This window comes from Stutzerimonas stutzeri (assembly GCF_000590475.1).
Lineage (GTDB): Bacteria > Pseudomonadota > Gammaproteobacteria > Pseudomonadales > Pseudomonadaceae > Stutzerimonas > Stutzerimonas stutzeri_D.
Genome location: NZ_CP007441.1, coordinates 4217616 through 4233261 on the forward strand (window position 1 = coordinate 4217616; position 15646 = coordinate 4233261).

Here is a 15646-nt window from a genome sequence, read left to right on the forward strand (position 1 = left end):
AATGACATGTCCGATCGCAACTTTGACCTACTTTTGTCCGCCAGCATCAGCAATGGTGGCCTAAGCCAGGAGCAGATTGCGCAGATTCTCAACTTCAGGCTGTTCGGCGACCCGAAGGGCTTTCTACTGCTGGAGGGCACAGATGTCGGCGACATCCCTCCAACCCCTGCCTCCCGCGCCGAAATCTGCAAACCGGACGACAGCAGCGAACGACTGCTGCTGCAAGCCACCGCCCTCCTGGGCGAGCCAATCGGCTACGTTCAGGAGTCCGGCGGCGGCATCGTCAATAACTTCTTTCCGCAGCAGACACAATCGCGGGCCGCTACCTCGGACAGTTTCGATACCGAACTCGACCTGCATACCGAAAACGCCTTTCACGCGGTCCAGCCGGATTATCTACTGCTGCTGTGCCTGCGGCAGGATCCCGCAGCAGAAGCGATCACCTACATTGCGTCGGTCGATCGCATCCTCGAACGGCTGAGCTACGAGCAACAGGCGTTTTTCCTCAACGAGCCGTACAACTTCTTCTCCGATTACGGCGCCACGGAAAAGAACCAGCGCATCGATATCAACAAGCATCAGACCGTCCTCTATGGCGATCCCGACGCGCCCTTTTTCCGTTTCGATCCGCAGTTCATGGTCGCCTACAGCGACCGCGCCCAACGCTCACTCGATACCCTGCGCAGCCTCGCCTGGGAAGTTGTAGAGCCCGTGCGTATGAGCTGCGGCGACTTGCTGATCATCGATAACCGCCACACCGCGCATGCGCGCAGCCCCTTCACCGCCCGCTTCGATGGCAGCGATCGCTGGATGCAACGCACCTTCGCCAGCTGCAACCTGCGTTTCTATACGGAAAAACTGGGCAAACAGTCGCGCATATTCGAACTGGTGACCGAACTATGAACGCCACTTACCTCGCCTTCGCCGCCGCGGTCGTCTTGCTGATCGCCTCCCCCGGCCCGGTCGTCGCACTGGTTATCGCCGACGCGCGGCGCAGCTGGCCAGCCTGGACCATTCTCGGCGGCGTGCTCTCCGCTCAGATCTTACTGGTCGCAGCGCTGGTGCTGATCTATCTGGCACTGGACCTGGAACCCGTCATTCTCGAATGGGGCCAGGTGCTCGGTGGCCTTTACCTGATCTGGCTCGGCGCGGACGGGCTGTGCGGCGGCGATGACGAAAAGCCGCAACTGCCAAGGTCGCATGTGCACTATTTCTGGCGCGCCATGGCGGTCGGCCTATCGAACCCCAAGGACATTCTGTTCTTCCTTGCCTTCCTGCCTGGCTTCATCCTTCCCGCACAGCCCTTCGCGCCCCAGGCAGCGGCATTGATCGCGATATGGGCACTGGTCGATATTTCCATTCTGATTACCTACAGCCTGGCGGCGCGGCGCCTCGCCAGCCATGCGCGACTGCAAAATGTACTCAATTTACTGCCAAGCTTCTTCCTGCTGGGGCTCGGGCTCGTCTCGTGTGGCATGGGTGTAAACAGCCTGGTGAACTGAGCCGCAGGCTTATCCAATATCAAAACTTTTTGATACAGCCATTGCTGGACGAAAAACGACCGACTAGACTGCGCGGCCTATGAGCCTGCGCATTCCCCAGATTTCCTTCGATGATAACGATCAGCTCGCCGCCCTGTGCAAGGCCGGTGGCGATGCGCTGCGCCTGAACGTACTGCGTGCGCTGGCCAATGACTCGTTTGGCGTACTCGAGCTGGCGCAGATCTTTGCCACCGGCCAATCGGGCATCAGCCACCATTTGAAGGTGCTGACCCAGGCCGGCCTGCTGGCGACCCGGCGCGAAGGCAACGCGATTTTCTATCGCCGTGCCCTGCCGCAGAGCGACAGCCTTGGCGGCAAGCTGCACGCCGCCTTACTGGAGGAAGTCGATCAATTGGTGCTGCCATTCGACGTCCAGGCACGAATCGCCGCGGTGCATGCCCAGCGCAGTGCGGCCAGCGAGGATTTCTTCACGCGCATGGCGGGCAGTTTTCGGGCGCGCCAAGATCTGATTGCTGGACTGCCACAGTATCGCGATAGCGTGGTGGCCCTGCTCGATGCGCTGAATTTCGCACCTTCGGCGACGGCACTCGAAGTTGGCCCTGGCGACGGCAGCTTTTTGCCTGAACTGGCCCATCGATTCGCGCAGGTGGTGGCGGTGGACAACAGCCCCGCCATGCTCGAACTGGCGCGTGCCCGCTGCGAACAGGCCGCACTGGTCAATGTCGAGCTGAAACTTGCCGACGCTTTGCAGGACGAATGTCCGGCTGCGGATTGCGTCGTGCTGAACATGGTTTTGCATCATCTGGCAGCGCCAGGTGATGCACTCAAGCAATTGGCACGGCTAGTGAACGTGGGCGGCAGCCTGCTGATCACCGAGCTGTGCAGCCACAACCAGAGTTGGGCCAAGGAGGCCTGCGGCGATCTCTGGTTGGGCTTCGAACAGGACGATCTGGCCCGTTGGGCCGATGCCGCGGGGCTCACGCCCGGCGAGAGCCTCTACATTGGCTTGAAGAACGGTTTTCAGATCCAGGCCCGGTACTTTTCCCGGCCCGCCGCTGACAGCCGACTCACCCACCGGTAATTTAGGAACCGATAGATGAGCGAATACTCGATTTTCACCTCCGAGTCCGTGTCCGAAGGGCACCCGGACAAGATCGCCGACCAGATCTCCGATGCGGTGCTGGACGCCATAATCACCGAGGACAAACACGCCCGTGTGGCCTGTGAAACCCTGGTCAAGACCGGCGTTGCGATCGTCGCCGGCGAAGTCACCACTAGCGCCTGGGTCGATCTCGAGCAACTGGTGCGCGACGTCATCGTCGACATCGGCTACAACAGTTCGGAAGTCGGCTTCGATGGTGCCACTTGCGGCATCATCAACATCATCGGTAAGCAGTCGGTGGACATCGCCCAGGGCGTCGACCGCTCCAAGCCGGAAGATCAGGGCGCCGGCGACCAGGGCCTGATGTTCGGCTACGCCAGCAACGAAACCGACGTGCTGATGCCGGCTCCGATCCGCTTCTCCCATGCATTGGTCGAGCGCCAGGCCGAGGCGCGCAAGAACGGCCTGCTGCCGTGGCTGCGCCCGGATGCCAAAAGCCAGGTCACCTGCCGCTACGAAGGTGGCAAGGTGGTTGGCATCGACGCCATCGTCCTGTCCACCCAGCACAACCCGGAGGTCAAGCATTCCGACCTGCAGGAAGCGGTGATGGAGTTGATCGTCAAGCACGTGATCCCGGCCGAACTGCTGCACAAGGACACCCAGTTCCACATCAACCCGACCGGCCAGTTCATCATCGGTGGACCGGTGGGCGACTGCGGCCTGACCGGGCGCAAGATCATCGTCGACACCTACGGCGGCATGGCCCGTCACGGCGGCGGCGCGTTCTCCGGCAAAGACCCGTCCAAGGTCGACCGTTCGGCCGCTTACGCAGGTCGCTACGTGGCGAAGAACATCGTCGCTGCAGGCCTTGCCGAGCGCTGCGAGATCCAGGTGTCCTACGCCATCGGCGTGGCGCAGCCGACGTCGATTTCGATCAACACCTTCGGCACCGGCAAGCTCAGCGACGAAAAGATCGTCGCCCTGGTCCGCGAGCATTTCGATCTGCGCCCCTACGCGATCACCACCATGCTCGACCTGCTACACCCGATGTACAAGGCCACCGCAGCCTATGGCCACTTCGGTCGCGCCCCCTATGAAATGACGGTCGGTGGCGACACCTTCACCGCCTTCACCTGGGAAAAGACCGACAAGGCCGACGCCCTGCGCGCTGCTGCGGGACTTTAAACAAGCAGCTGCAAGCAAAAGCCCCGCCAGCGCGAGCTGAGCGGGGCTTTCCTTTGTCTTGCTTCAGCTGCCGCCGACGCCCCAGATGCTTCCCAGGCTCTGCAACAGCGACCCACCTACCCCCTGGCCGCCAAGGTACTCCAGCAGCATGGGTGCGAACTGGCCGACCATGCCGGCATCCATGCCCAGTGCGGAAAATGCCTGATTGACGTCAGCCATGCTCTCTACGCTATCGACTGCCGAAGCGGCCTGTGCATCCACCTGGGTGTCGGATTTACCCAATAAACCGGTCAGCGCACCCAATTGGCTGAGCTGATCAAGGCCGCTGTCACCGGTGAGCTTGTCGATACCGGGCACGGACTTGGCAAGCTCGGCATAGTCTGTGCTGCTCAACTCCTCTTTGGCCAGTTGCAACAGCGCACCGCTTCCGCCCAGCGCCTGCTCAGGCGTAACACCCAATTCATCGAGCTGGCCGACCAGGCTGAGTGCCTGGGTCTGCGAGGCGTTAGTGCTTTTGCCAGTGATGCCCGACACCGCTCCGGCGGCTTCGCCGAGATTGAAGGCGGTGGCGGAGCCTGCCGCCAGGCTGAGGGCAGTCAACATGGCGAGAGATGGGATGAGCTTCATAGATACCTCGATGATAGACGACGTTCCCGCACCAGCAATGCGGAGAAAATGAAAGGGGACGGTATCAGTTTTTCAACCGATAGCCCGTCTTGAAAATCCACCCGATGGCTACCAGACAGAGGGCCAGAAAGCCCAGTGTCATGCCCAGGCTGACCGCAACGCTGACGTCGGACACGCCGTAAAAGCTCCAACGGAAACCGCTGATCAGGTACACCACCGGATTGAACAGCGTGACGTTCTGCCAGAACGGCGGCAGCATTTCGATGGAATAGAAGCTGCCACCGAGGAAGGCCAGCGGCATGACAATAAGCGACGGCACGATCTGCAGCTTCTCCCAACCATCGGCCCAGATGCCGATGATGAAACCGAACAGGCAGAAGGTCACCGCGGTAAGTACCAGGAACAGCGTCATCATCAGCGGATGCTGAATCTCATAGTCGACGAACAATCGCGCCGTCAGCAGGATCACAACGCCAAGCACAAGTGACTTGGTTGCTGCCGCGCCGACATAGCCGATGACGATTTCCAGGTACGACACCGGGGCGGATAACACCTCGTAAATAGTCCCGGAATAGCGCGGCATATAGATGCCGAACGATGCGTTGGAAATACTCTCGGTGAGCAGCGCCATCATGATCAGGCCGGGAATGATGAACGCGCCGTAAGGGATGCCGTGCATCGCTTCCATACGCGAGCCGATGGCTGAGCCGAACACGACGAAATACAACGAGGTGGAAATTACCGGCGTGGCGATGCTCTGTAGCAGCGTGCGCCAGGTTCGCGCCAACTCGAACAGGTAAATGGCACGGATTGCGTAAAAATTCATGTGCGGCTGCCTTTTACCAGACTGACGAAAATCTCCTCCAGCGAACTCTGGCTCGACTGCAAATCCTTGAAGTCGATGCCATGCGCCGCGAGACGTTTGAGCAGGTCGGCGATGCCCGTGTCGTCATGCTGGGTATCGAAGGTGAACACCAGTTGGTTGCCTGAATCGGCCAGCTCCAGCGGATAATTGGCCAGTTCGGGCGGAATCTCATCCAGCGGCCGCTGCAGATGCAGGGTCAGCTGCTTCTTGCCGAGCTTGTGCATCAGCACCTGCTTGTTCTCCACCAGGATGATCTCGCCTTTGCTGATCACCCCGATGCGGTCGGCCATCTCCTCGGCCTCCTCGATGTAATGGGTGGTCAGGATGATGGTCACGCCGCGCTCGCGCAGCCCACGCACCATCTGCCACATATCCCGGCGCAGTTCGACGTCGACGCCGGCGGTGGGCTCGTCGAGGAACAGGATGCTCGGCTCGTGGGACAGCGCCTTGGCAATCATCACGCGGCGTTTCATGCCACCGGAGAGCTCGATGATCCGCGCGTTCTTCTTGTCCCACAGCGACAGGTCGCGCAGCAATTTCTCCAGATAGGCATCGTTCGGCGCCTTGCCGAACAAACCACGGGAAAAGCGTACCGTGGCCCAGACGCTCTCGAAGCCCTCGTTGACCAGTTCCTGCGGCACCAGGCCGATCTTCGAACGAGCCTGACGGTAGTCTCCGATGATGTCGTAGCCGTCCACCAGCACCCGGCCGCTGCCCGGATTGACGATGCCGCAGACAATGCTGATCAGTGTTGTCTTGCCCGCCCCGTTGGGGCCGAGCAACGCGAAGATTTCGCCTTTGCGGATCTGCAGATCAATCTTTTTCAGCGCCGGATGGCCGGACGCATAGGTCTTGCTCAGCTGTTCGATGGAAATCACGGGCTGCACTGATGAATCACTCCGCAAAGATTGGCTGACGATTGTACGACGCAGGTGATTAGCTCACTAATCGATACCGCTGATATCGATCATGCGTCGACACAGCAGCAAGACTGGACCTGCAGCCTGACGAACAGGCCGTATCACCGAATTTTCAAAATGGGCTTGTTCGACCAATCCACTCACGGCTTCGCGACGAGGTCACTCGGATTCTGGCCGCGGTGTGCAGACATGGTTCACTCCAGCGCCCTTCTCTCATCGCTGCGACAAGTGAGGCGCCGTCCGGATGGATTTGCGACCGCGAGCGGCTCAACATGCACCAGCGCACGGTCCCGTGGCGGCCCGCTTGGCAGAATGCAAGGCCCCAACGAGCAAGGATGCTCCGATGCGCCCCATCATCACGCTATTGCTGTGTCTCGCCCCTGTCTTGTCCTCGGCCCAATGCCCCGACTGGACAGCCGAACGTGCCGATCTGGAAAGCCGTGCGTTGCAGCGGCAACTCGCCGAATGGGACGATGCCTACCACCGTCAAGGCATCGCCCTGGTCGACGATGAAGTCTATGACCAGGCGCGCAGCCGCCTGCGGTACTGGAACGACTGCTTTGCGCAAGGCTCAGTCACTCCGGCAGACCCGCTGGCAACCGCGACGGGGGACGTGCCGCACCCGGTTGCCCAGACCGGGCTGGCGAAACTCGCCGACCGCGCTGCCGTGACCGCCTGGATGGCCCGCCGCACTGACCTATGGATCCAGCCGAAGGTCGACGGCGTCGCCGTGACGCTGCACTACCGAAACAGCTCATTGGTTCAGGCCGTCAGCCGCGGCGATGGCAGCCGCGGTCAGGACTGGACAGCCCGCGCCCGCCAGCTACCGGCCGTGCCGTCGCAGCTGCCGTTGGCTGGCGAAGTCATCCTGCAGGGCGAACTCTATTGGCAGCTCGAGCACCACGTACAGGCCACAGCCGGCAGCGTCGGCGCCCGCGGTCGGGTCGCCGGGGCGATGGCGCGCCAAACGCTCGATCAGGCAACCGCCAGACGGATCGGCCTTTTCGTCTGGGATTGGCCTAACGGCCCGTCCGATATGCAGGCACGCCTGGACGGATTGACCGCGATGGGCTTCACGCAAAGCGCCGAGCTGACCATGCCCATCGACACGATCGCCCATGCCGCACACTGGCGGGACCATTGGTTTCATCATCCCCTGCCGTTTGCAAGCGATGGCATCGTATTGCGCCAAGGGGAACGCCCGAACAGCGGTGCATGGCAAGCCCAGCCGCCGAACTGGGCGGCTGCTTGGAAATACCCGGTGCGCACGGCTGTCGCCCGCGTACGCAAGGTGCAGTTCAGCATCGGTCGCACGGGCAAGATCACGCCGGTACTGGAGCTGGATCCGTTGCAGCTCGACGACCGGCGTATCAGCCGCGTCAGCCTCGGCTCCCTGCCGCGCTGGCAGGAGGCGGATATCCGCCCCGACGATCAGGTCGCGATCGCCTTGGCCGGCCTGACCATTCCTCGGTACGAGGGGGTGGTTTGGCGCGCGCAACATCGCCAACCGGTCGACGCCCCTGCCGCTGATGCGTACCACGCGCTCAGTTGCTGGCAGGCCAGCCCTGGCTGCGAGCAGCAGTTCGTGGCGCGTCTGGTCTGGCTCAGCGGTAAGAAAGGGCTGGACCTGCCGCAACTCGGACCAGGGACTTGGCAAACCCTGGTGGAGTCCGGTCTGGTCGCGGGCTTGCTCGACTGGCTGCAACTCGATCAACGCCGTCTTCAATCGGTCCCCGGCATTGGCGAAGCCAGCGCCAGCAGCCTGGCGAGCAGTTTTCAGCTAGCCCGAGAGCGCCCCTTTACGGCGTGGCTGCAGGCGCTGGGTGTGCCGCCCACCGGCGACACTCAGCTCGCCGACAACTGGGATAGCCTCGCCGCGACCAGCCCGGAGCAATGGCAAGCCAGGCCGGGAATCGGCGCAACTCGTGCCCGACAGCTGCGCGCTTTCTTTTCTACACCGGAGGTCCTTCGTCTCCGGCAGCAGCTACACGAGACCGGGATAGCCGGCTTTTGACGGCACTTCGCTGATCGAGTCCAGTCATACGACATCGAGAATAAGAAAAAAGGATGAAGGCATGGCCGACCGGCGAACCCTCTTGGCGCTGTTGTTATTCAGCCTCTGTGGCACTCAGAAAATCCTGGCAGCGCCCGAAGCCAACACCGCGTGCAGCCAAACCCGCGAGCGCATCAGCGAGCAAATCAAGGAGGCGCGCCTGATGGATGACACCAACCAGCGCGTCGCCTTGGAAGCAAGGCTGCATGGCCTCGCCGAGCGCTGCCGCGGTGTCGTTGCGGTGCAATCCAATCACGACGAAATCGAACGCGCGACGCACCTGGCAACGATACGTGAGGCACAGTTGCGCGAAGCGCTGAGCACCGGCGATCCGCAGGTCATCGAGATCAGCAAGCGGCGCCTGGATCAGGCGCGCCGCGCACTGGAAGCGGCCAAACGCTGACAGCCGGGTGCGTTACCAGACGATCAATAGTTGCGAAACTTCTTATGACAGGCCTCACAGGTGTCTTCGACACGCTGGAATGCGGATCCGACGCTGCCAGCGGTCACCTGCCCCTGAGCCGTCGCCGCGACCAGCGCGGCTGTGTTCGCTTCCAACTCGCGAGCCAGCTGGTTGAAGCGCTCCTGCTGTTGCCAGACATCATCCCGGGCCTCGCTCTGCTCTTCCTTGACCTCCGGGTAATACTGCCAGGGCTGGCGCGATAGCTCGTCCAGCTTTGCCGCGCCACTGACGAAGCCCTCGGGGTCGAACGTCAGCCGACCACGCAGCATGCCGCCGAGGTCTTCCTTGGTGTCGAGCATCTGCTGGTAGATCGCCTTGCGCTTACCCAGCGGCGAATTGGGATCGATGCGGTCGCAACCGGCCAGTGCAAGGACGGCGATCAGAGACACACACAACGGCATCAGTTTCATGGCACAACCACTCGGGACTACGATGGCCGGCGATTATCTACCCAGGCGACCGATTCACCAAACGCCTCGAGGCTACTGCGACCATTCACCGCCCGCGCTCTCGCAGTCGATCTTGGCCTGGGCGCGATCAGTCGCCTGATAGTGGTAAGTGACAATCCGGGCCTCCTCGGGCACGGTGGTCGGCAGGGTACCGTTATCCGCCTGGGTACCGGTGGCGCGTTCGTTGGCCAGGGTTTCCGGTGTCAGCGCGGCAGTGCAGACGCCAAAATGCCCTGCGGGACAGCTGTCCCGAATTTCCCGGTGGGAATTCTTGATCGCCTCGTTGTCCTGACACACCCAATCGATGGAATTGTCGTCCACGCCTTCGTATTCGAAACACTTTTCTGTCACAACCGGCGGTGGAACGGCGCCAGAGGTATCGGCACTGACATAGCAAGAGTTGGCGGCAGCCGGCAGGCTGAACACGGCGACCAGGGCAAGCGGAACGGAACGGAACAAGAGGTTCATGCTGGCGGCTCCTGTGGTTTCGCCCGGCGAGATTCACCAGAGCTCTCCGTTTGACCGCCCGCTCGCGAGCACGTTCGGGTATCCCCGCCAGAGACGCGCCGAGGATAGCAGCGGACGCCGGGCGTCTGCGGTTCAGTAGGCCGGCACCCAACGGGCGCGGCTACGCATGAGCGAGGGGCTGACCAGCCTGCAGTAGTTGCCGCTCCGCCGCCGGTCTTGCCTCGCCTGGGTTGCCGCGGTTCGCAGCGCTGCCCGGCACCAATTGCATCGATGTCCAGTCCACTGCCTAACTCACCTGCGAAAAGGTATCCGGAATTCATGCTCGAACTGTCGGCCATCTTCATCAGCCTCACGGCGCTGCTCGCCTATCTCAATTACCGTTTCATCGGCCTGCCTCCGACCATCGGCGTAATGGCCACCGCCTTGGTGTTCTCGGTGCTGTTGCACGGACTGGCGGTGCTGGGGCTGCCCTCGATCGAGGAGCAGATCGAAATTTTGGTCGGGCGCATCGATTTCAATCATCTGTTGATGGACGGCATGCTGTCCTTTCTGTTGTTCGCCGGCGCACTGCATATCAACCTGGCCGATCTGCGTGCCCGACGCTGGGCGATCGGCCTGCTGGCAACCGTCGGCGTACTGTTCTCCACCGCCGTGATCGGGCTGGGCACCTGGTACATTCTCGACCTGTTCGAGCTACAGCCGCCATTGATCTACTGCCTGCTGTTCGGTGCGCTGATCTCGCCGACCGACCCTATCGCCGTGCTCGGCATCATGCGTTCGGCGGGTGCGCCAAAAGCCCTGGAGACCACCATCGTCGGCGAGTCGCTGTTCAACGATGGGGTCGCTGTAGTGGTCTTCACCGTGCTGTTGGGCGTACTGGCGCGGGGGGAAGCGCCGGGGGCTGGCGAGGCCGTCTGGTTGTTCTTCGAAGAAGCCGGAGGCGGCATCTTGCTTGGCGGCCTGCTTGGCGCGCTGACCTTCGCGCTGCTCAAGAGCATCGACCAATACCAGGTGGAGGTGTTGCTGACCCTCGCGCTGGTGCTTGGCGGCTATACCCTGGCGACCCACCTGCACGTTTCCGGCCCGATCGCCATGGTGGTGGCCGGGCTGATCATCGGCAACCAGGGTCGCCGCCACGCGATGTCCGAACACACGCGGGAAAACCTGGACAACTTCTGGGAGCTGCTCGACGAGATACTTAACGCCGTGCTGTTCGTGCTGATCGGCATGGAGCTGGTGCTGCTGCCATTCAGTGCACAGTACCTGCTGATCGCCTTGTGCGTGACGTTACTGATCCTCGGCACGCGCCTGGTCGCCGTGGGCCCACCTGCGCTATTGCTGCGCGCACTGGGTCGCGCGCTACCCAACGGCACGGTGCGCATCCTGACCTGGGGCGGACTGCGTGGCGGCATCTCGGTTGCGCTGGTGCTCGCTCTGCCGGCCAGTGAGGAGCGAAACCTGCTTCTCAATATCACCTATCTCGTGGTGCTGTTCTCGATTCTGGTTCAGGGCCTGAGCATCGGGCGACTGGTCCGCCATATTTGCACGCGTGACAGCGCAGGCGACCATTGACGCAGGTGCGCGCCGGGCTTGGGATTGCTCGCAGTCACGGCTATAATCGCCGGGCTTCACACCGCCGACACCGCTCGGCCGTGCCCGCCACCTGTCCGAGGGGCGCTGCAGCAGGAATGAAAATCGGTGATGGATCTTGCGGGCCGCGCGGCTGAACTGCCGCGGCATAGCGAGTCCAGATCAGGCTTCACCTGTCAGGCTCGGATGGGGCGTTAACCATACGCATCAACGGCGCCCATTCGCATAAAACGAATGGAGAACTCTTCAATGAGTGCTGTCATGACGCCTGCCGGTTTCAACGATTTCAAAGTCGCCGACATTTCCCTGGCTGACTGGGGTCGCCGCGAGATCATCATCGCCGAATCGGAAATGCCCGCCCTGATGGGCCTGCGCCACAAATATTCCGGCGAGCAGCCGCTCAAAGGCGCGAAGATCCTCGGCTGCATCCACATGACCATCCAGACCGCCGTACTGATCGAGACGCTGACCGCCCTAGGTGCCGAAGTACGCTGGTCCAGCTGCAACATTTTCTCCACTCAGGATCAGGCGGCCGCTGCGATCGCCGCCGCCGGTATCCCGGTGTTCGCCTGGAAGGGTGAAACGGAGGAAGAGTACGAGTGGTGCATCGAGCAGACCATCCTCAAGGACGGTCAGCCGTGGAACGCTAACATGATCCTCGACGACGGCGGCGATCTGACCCAGATCTTGCATGACAAGTACCCGCAGGTACTCGAGCGCGTGCATGGCGTCACCGAGGAAACCACCACCGGCGTACATCGCCTGCAGGACATGCTGAAGAAAGGCACCCTGAAGATCCCGGCGATCAACGTCAACGATTCGGTCACCAAGAGCAAGAACGACAACAAGTACGGCTGCCGTCACAGCCTGAACGACGCCATCAAGCGCGCCACCGACCACCTGCTCTCCGGTAAGCAGGCGCTGGTGATTGGCTATGGCGATGTGGGCAAGGGCTCGGCGCAGTCGCTGCGTCAGGAAGGCATGATCGTCAAGGTGTCGGAAGTCGACCCGATCTGCGCCATGCAAGCGTGCATGGACGGCTTCGAACTGGTTTCGCCCTACAAGGACGGCCTGAACGACGGCACTGACAGCTGCATCGACACCGCACTATTGGGCAAGATCGATCTGATCGTCACCACCACCGGCAACGCCAACGTCTGTGATGCCGGCATGCTCAAGGCGCTGAAAAAGCGCGCCGTGGTGTGCAATATTGGTCACTTCGACAACGAGATTGACACTGCCTTCACACGCAAAAATTGGGCGTGGGAAGAGGTCAAGCCGCAGGTGCACAAGATCCATCGCACCGGCCCAGGCAGCTTCGATGCAAACAACGATGACTACCTGATCCTTTTGGCTGAAGGCCGTCTCGTGAATCTGGGCAACGCCACCGGCCACCCGAGCCGGATCATGGACGGCTCTTTCGCCAACCAGGTGTTGGCGCAGATCCACCTGTTCAACGAGAAGTTCGCCGACCTGCCGGTCACCGAGAAGACCAAGAACGTCACCGTCATGGTGCTGCCGAAGAAGCTCGACGAGGAAGTCGCAGCCGAAATGGTCAAGGGCTTTGGTGGTGTCCTCACCCGCCTGACCCCGAGCCAGGCCGAGTACATCGGTGTGGAAGTCGAAGGTCCGTTCAAGCCGGATAGCTACCGCTACTAATCGAAGCCACGGCTGCACCACTTCCCGGACGAGCCTTTTCGCCCGGGGGGTGGGTGCGGCTGATCGCTCAAAGGAACTGTCATGTCACACACACGTAGCCGTAACTTCAGCTTCGAGTTCTTCCCGACCAAGACCGACGCAGGGCATGAAAAGCTCATGGCCACCGCCAGGCGCCTGGCCGAATACAAGCCGGACTTCTTCTCTTGCACTTACGGTGCAGGTGGCTCGACTCGCGATCGCACCCTGAACACCGTGTTGCAACTCGACGGCGAAGTGAAGGTGCCCACCGCACCGCACCTCTCCTGTGTAGGCGATAGCAAGCAAGAGCTGCGCGAGCTGATCGGCCTGTATAAAGACGCTGGCATCAAGCGCATCGTCGCCCTGCGCGGAGACCTGCCGTCAGGCATGGGCATGGCCAGCGGCGAGCTGCGCTACGCCAACGAACTGGTGGAATTCATTCGTAACGAAACCGGCGATCACTTCCATATCGAAATTGCCGCGTACCCGGAAATGCATCCGCAGGCGCGTAATTTCGAGAGTGACCTGGCCAATTTCGTGCGCAAGGCCAAGGCCGGCGCTGACAGTGCCATTACCCAGTATTTTTTCAACGCCGACTGCTACTTCTACTTCGTCGAGCGCGTGCGCAAGCTGGGTGTGGAAACGCCGATCATCCCTGGCATCATGCCGATCACCAACTACAGCAAGCTAGCGCGTTTCTCTGACGCCTGTGGCGCTGAAATTCCGCGCTGGGTGCGCAAGCAGTTGGAATCCTACGGCGATGACATTGAAAGCATTCAGACGTTCGGTGAACAGGTAATTACCGAAATGTGCGAAAAGTTGCTGGCTGGCGGCGCACCGGGCTTGCACTTCTACACGCTGAACCAGGCCGAGCCTAGCTTGGCCATCTGGGACAACCTAAAGTTGGTCCGCTGAGCCATCGAACAGCTCCCTGGAAAAACAGGGAGCTGGTCAATGAACCTGCGAACTGCCACACTGTCCTACCAATGCGGTGTTAACAGGCTCTGTTATACTCCGTGCTTCCGCCAGGCTTACGCCCGGATGTCGTCATCGTCGAGATGCGGCAGGACCGGACGGGATCGCACGCCAGTCGCGATTCGAGCCAGGCATGACCATCCCAGGGCATCGCCCTATACAAGACAGGATTACTCATGTCCTTTGCTTCCCTCGGTCTCTCCGAGGCTTTGGCCGGTGCCGTCGAGGCTGCCGGTTACACCCAGCCTACACCGGTGCAACAGCGGGCCATTCCCGCCGTGTTGCAAGGACGCGACCTGATGGTCGCTGCACAGACGGGCACCGGCAAGACCGGTGGTTTCGCACTTCCCGTACTGGAAATTCTCTTCCCGGGCGGCCATCCCGACCGGGAACACCGTCATGGTCCGCGCCAACCGCGCGTGCTGGTGCTGACGCCCACCCGGGAGCTCGCTGCCCAGGTTCACGACAGCTTCAAGGTCTACGCCCGCGATCTGCCGCTGAAAAGCGCGGTGATCTTCGGTGGCGTCGGCATGAACCCACAAGTTCAAGCGCTGGCCAAGGGCGTCGACATTCTGGTCGCCTGCCCCGGCCGCCTGCTCGACCTGACCAACCAGAAGGCCATCGATTTATCCCACGTGGAAATCCTGGTCCTCGATGAAGCCGACCGCATGCTCGACATGGGCTTCATTCACGACGTCAAGAAGGTGTTGGCCAAGCTGCCGACCAAACGCCAGAACCTGCTGTTCTCGGCGACCTTTTCCAAAGACATCACCGACCTCGCCAGCAAACTGCTGCACGAGCCGGAAAAGATTCAGGTTACACCGCCAAACACCACGGTCGAGCGCATCGAACAACGGGTGTTCCGCCTGGCGGCTTCGCACAAACGCGCCCTGCTGGCCCATCTGATCACCCAGGGTGCCTGGGAACAGGTGCTGGTGTTCACCCGCACCAAGCATGGCGCCAACCGTCTCGCCGAATACCTCGACAAGCATGGTTTGCCGGCGGTCGCGATTCATGGCAACAAGAGCCAGAACGCCCGCACCAAGGCCCTGGCCGACTTCAAGGCCAACCAGGTGCGGATTCTGGTCGCTACCGATATCGCCGCGCGCGGCCTGGATATCGATCAGCTGCCTCATGTGGTCAACTTCGAGTTGCCCAACGTCGAGGAAGACTACGTACACCGTATCGGCCGTACCGGTCGCGCCGGTCGTAGTGGCGAGGCGATTTCACTGGTGGCGCCCGACGAGGAGAAACTGCTCAAGGGCATCGAACGGATGACCAAGCAGAAGATTCCAGACGGCGATCTGATGGGCTTCGACGCCAGCACCATTGAGGCCGAGAAGCCCGAAGTACGCGAGCCACGTCAGCCGCGTCCCGCCCGCAACAGCGAGCGCAAGCCACGCGCTGCCAAGGCGACGGAGCCGAGCGGCGAGCCGAAAGAGCGCGAGCGCAACCGCCGTGGACGGAACAGGCTGGACCGCGCGGTGCTGGAGCCTCTCCAGGTGGTGCCGGTGCCGGTGCCAGCCAGGGCAAAGGCAAACGGCAGGGGCAATCGCGCGGTAGCCAACCACGGCGCAAGAACGAGGGTCGCCGGATCGATAATGACGGCGGCGCTCGCCAGGACGTCGTTGCGAAGCCGAAGGAAAAGCAGCCAGTGATCATCCGCAAGGAGTCGAAGCTCGATCGGCTACCCAGCGCTGACCAACTGGACCAGCTACCGACGAAACCTCGCGGTGAGAAACCAGCCTTGCTGACCCGCAATCGCTGAGC

Annotated in this window: 14 protein-coding genes, 1 pseudogene and 1 riboswitch; of the genes and pseudogenes, 10 read left to right on the forward strand and 5 right to left on the reverse strand. The window is 61.6% G+C overall.

What is annotated here, in order from left to right; translation table 11 throughout:
• Nucleotides 1–6 precede the first annotated feature (6 nt).
• The 4 genes from CH92_RS19170 (at nucleotide 7) to metK (ending at nucleotide 3789) form a co-directional block, all read left to right on the forward strand.
• The gene (locus tag CH92_RS19170) at nucleotides 7–903 is read left to right on the forward strand and encodes a TauD/TfdA family dioxygenase (protein WP_025243376.1); all 897 of its coding nucleotides are present in this window, start codon (nucleotides 7–9) and stop codon (nucleotides 901–903) included.
• Nucleotides 900–1502 (forward strand): LysE family translocator, encoded by a 603-nt coding sequence (locus CH92_RS19175; RefSeq protein WP_025243377.1) that lies wholly within the window; start codon nucleotides 900–902, stop codon nucleotides 1500–1502. The genes CH92_RS19170 and CH92_RS19175 overlap by 4 nt, the downstream gene beginning before the upstream one ends.
• Before the next feature lie 79 nt (nucleotides 1503–1581).
• A complete protein-coding gene (locus CH92_RS19180) occupies nucleotides 1582–2583 on the forward strand; it encodes an ArsR/SmtB family transcription factor (RefSeq protein WP_025243378.1) in 1002 nt (333 codons plus the stop codon).
• A gap of 15 nt (nucleotides 2584–2598) precedes the next feature.
• The gene (gene metK, locus CH92_RS19185; protein WP_025243379.1) at nucleotides 2599–3789 is read left to right on the forward strand and encodes a methionine adenosyltransferase; all 1191 of its coding nucleotides are present in this window, start codon (nucleotides 2599–2601) and stop codon (nucleotides 3787–3789) included.
• 63 nt (nucleotides 3790–3852) lie between these two features.
• Here the strand turns inward: metK and CH92_RS19190 are convergent, their stop codons facing one another.
• From CH92_RS19190 to CH92_RS19200, 3 genes are all read right to left on the reverse strand, one after another.
• Complete coding sequence (locus CH92_RS19190) at nucleotides 3853–4416, reverse strand: DUF2780 domain-containing protein (RefSeq protein WP_025243380.1); 564 nt, start codon at nucleotides 4414–4416, stop codon at nucleotides 3853–3855.
• A gap of 64 nt (nucleotides 4417–4480) precedes the next feature.
• A complete protein-coding gene (locus CH92_RS19195; protein ID WP_025243381.1) occupies nucleotides 4481–5242 on the reverse strand; it encodes an ABC transporter permease in 762 nt (253 codons plus the stop codon).
• Nucleotides 5239–6168 carry an ABC transporter ATP-binding protein gene (locus CH92_RS19200; RefSeq protein ID WP_025243382.1) on the reverse strand — a complete coding sequence of 310 codons (930 nt, stop codon included), beginning with the start codon at nucleotides 6166–6168 and terminating at the stop codon, nucleotides 5239–5241. Before CH92_RS19200 ends, CH92_RS19195 begins: the two co-directional genes overlap by 4 nt.
• Nucleotides 6169–6544: 376 nt before the next feature.
• Here CH92_RS19200 and ligB point away from each other — a divergent pair, with 376 nt between their 5' ends.
• Nucleotides 6545–8215 (forward strand): NAD-dependent DNA ligase LigB, encoded by a 1671-nt coding sequence (gene ligB / locus CH92_RS19205; RefSeq protein ID WP_025243383.1) that lies wholly within the window; start codon nucleotides 6545–6547, stop codon nucleotides 8213–8215.
• A gap of 61 nt (nucleotides 8216–8276) precedes the next feature.
• The gene (locus CH92_RS19210; RefSeq protein WP_025243384.1) at nucleotides 8277–8657 is read left to right on the forward strand and encodes a DUF1090 family protein; all 381 of its coding nucleotides are present in this window, start codon (nucleotides 8277–8279) and stop codon (nucleotides 8655–8657) included.
• Nucleotides 8658–8680: 23 nt separating this feature from the next.
• Here CH92_RS19210 and CH92_RS19215 read toward each other — a convergent pair whose 3' ends face one another.
• On the reverse strand, nucleotides 8681–9127 hold the full coding sequence (locus tag CH92_RS19215; protein WP_025243385.1) for a c-type cytochrome: 447 nt from the start codon (nucleotides 9125–9127) through the stop codon (nucleotides 8681–8683).
• 72 nt (nucleotides 9128–9199) lie between these two features.
• Nucleotides 9200–9634 carry a hypothetical protein gene (locus CH92_RS19220; protein WP_025243386.1) on the reverse strand — a complete coding sequence of 145 codons (435 nt, stop codon included), beginning with the start codon at nucleotides 9632–9634 and terminating at the stop codon, nucleotides 9200–9202.
• Nucleotides 9635–9952: 318 nt separating this feature from the next.
• Between CH92_RS19220 and CH92_RS19225 the strand changes: the two genes are divergently transcribed.
• The 4 genes and pseudogenes from CH92_RS19225 to CH92_RS19240 all read left to right on the forward strand — a co-directional run bounded on the left by CH92_RS19225 (nucleotide 9953) and on the right by CH92_RS19240 (nucleotide 15644).
• Nucleotides 9953–11206 (forward strand): cation:proton antiporter, encoded by a 1254-nt coding sequence (locus tag CH92_RS19225; RefSeq protein ID WP_025243387.1) that lies wholly within the window; start codon nucleotides 9953–9955, stop codon nucleotides 11204–11206.
• A gap of 91 nt (nucleotides 11207–11297) precedes the next feature.
• A riboswitch (S-adenosyl-L-homocysteine riboswitch) is annotated at nucleotides 11298–11450 on the forward strand.
• Nucleotides 11451–11473: 23 nt separating this feature from the next.
• Entirely contained in the window at nucleotides 11474–12883 is a 1410-nt protein-coding gene (ahcY, locus tag CH92_RS19230) for an adenosylhomocysteinase (protein ID WP_025243388.1), read from the forward strand.
• 81 nt (nucleotides 12884–12964) lie between these two features.
• Entirely contained in the window at nucleotides 12965–13816 is an 852-nt protein-coding gene (gene metF, locus CH92_RS19235) for a methylenetetrahydrofolate reductase [NAD(P)H] (protein ID WP_025243389.1), read from the forward strand.
• 236 nt (nucleotides 13817–14052) lie between these two features.
• Nucleotides 14053–15644, forward strand: a pseudogene (locus CH92_RS19240) (DEAD/DEAH box helicase).
• The last annotated feature ends 2 nt before the right edge of the window (nucleotides 15645–15646 follow it).

Coding starts and splice junctions, on each gene's coding strand:
- metK (WP_025243379.1), top strand. CDS start 2,599: ATGAGCGAATACTCGATTTTCACCTCCGAGTCCGTGTCCGAAGGGCAC.
- CH92_RS19180 (WP_025243378.1), top strand. CDS start 1,582: ATGAGCCTGCGCATTCCCCAGATTTCCTTCGATGATAACGATCAGCTC.
- CH92_RS19190 (WP_025243380.1), bottom strand. CDS start 4,416: ATGAAGCTCATCCCATCTCTCGCCATGTTGACTGCCCTCAGCCTGGCG.
- CH92_RS19225 (WP_025243387.1), top strand. CDS start 9,953: ATGCTCGAACTGTCGGCCATCTTCATCAGCCTCACGGCGCTGCTCGCC.
- metF (WP_025243389.1), top strand. CDS start 12,965: ATGTCACACACACGTAGCCGTAACTTCAGCTTCGAGTTCTTCCCGACC.
- CH92_RS19170 (WP_025243376.1), top strand. CDS start 7: ATGTCCGATCGCAACTTTGACCTACTTTTGTCCGCCAGCATCAGCAAT.
- ligB (WP_025243383.1), top strand. CDS start 6,545: ATGCGCCCCATCATCACGCTATTGCTGTGTCTCGCCCCTGTCTTGTCC.
- CH92_RS19195 (WP_025243381.1), bottom strand. CDS start 5,242: ATGAATTTTTACGCAATCCGTGCCATTTACCTGTTCGAGTTGGCGCGA.
- CH92_RS19220 (WP_025243386.1), bottom strand. CDS start 9,634: ATGAACCTCTTGTTCCGTTCCGTTCCGCTTGCCCTGGTCGCCGTGTTC.
- CH92_RS19175 (WP_025243377.1), top strand. CDS start 900: ATGAACGCCACTTACCTCGCCTTCGCCGCCGCGGTCGTCTTGCTGATC.
- CH92_RS19210 (WP_025243384.1), top strand. CDS start 8,277: ATGGCCGACCGGCGAACCCTCTTGGCGCTGTTGTTATTCAGCCTCTGT.
- CH92_RS19215 (WP_025243385.1), bottom strand. CDS start 9,127: ATGAAACTGATGCCGTTGTGTGTGTCTCTGATCGCCGTCCTTGCACTG.
- ahcY (WP_025243388.1), top strand. CDS start 11,474: ATGAGTGCTGTCATGACGCCTGCCGGTTTCAACGATTTCAAAGTCGCC.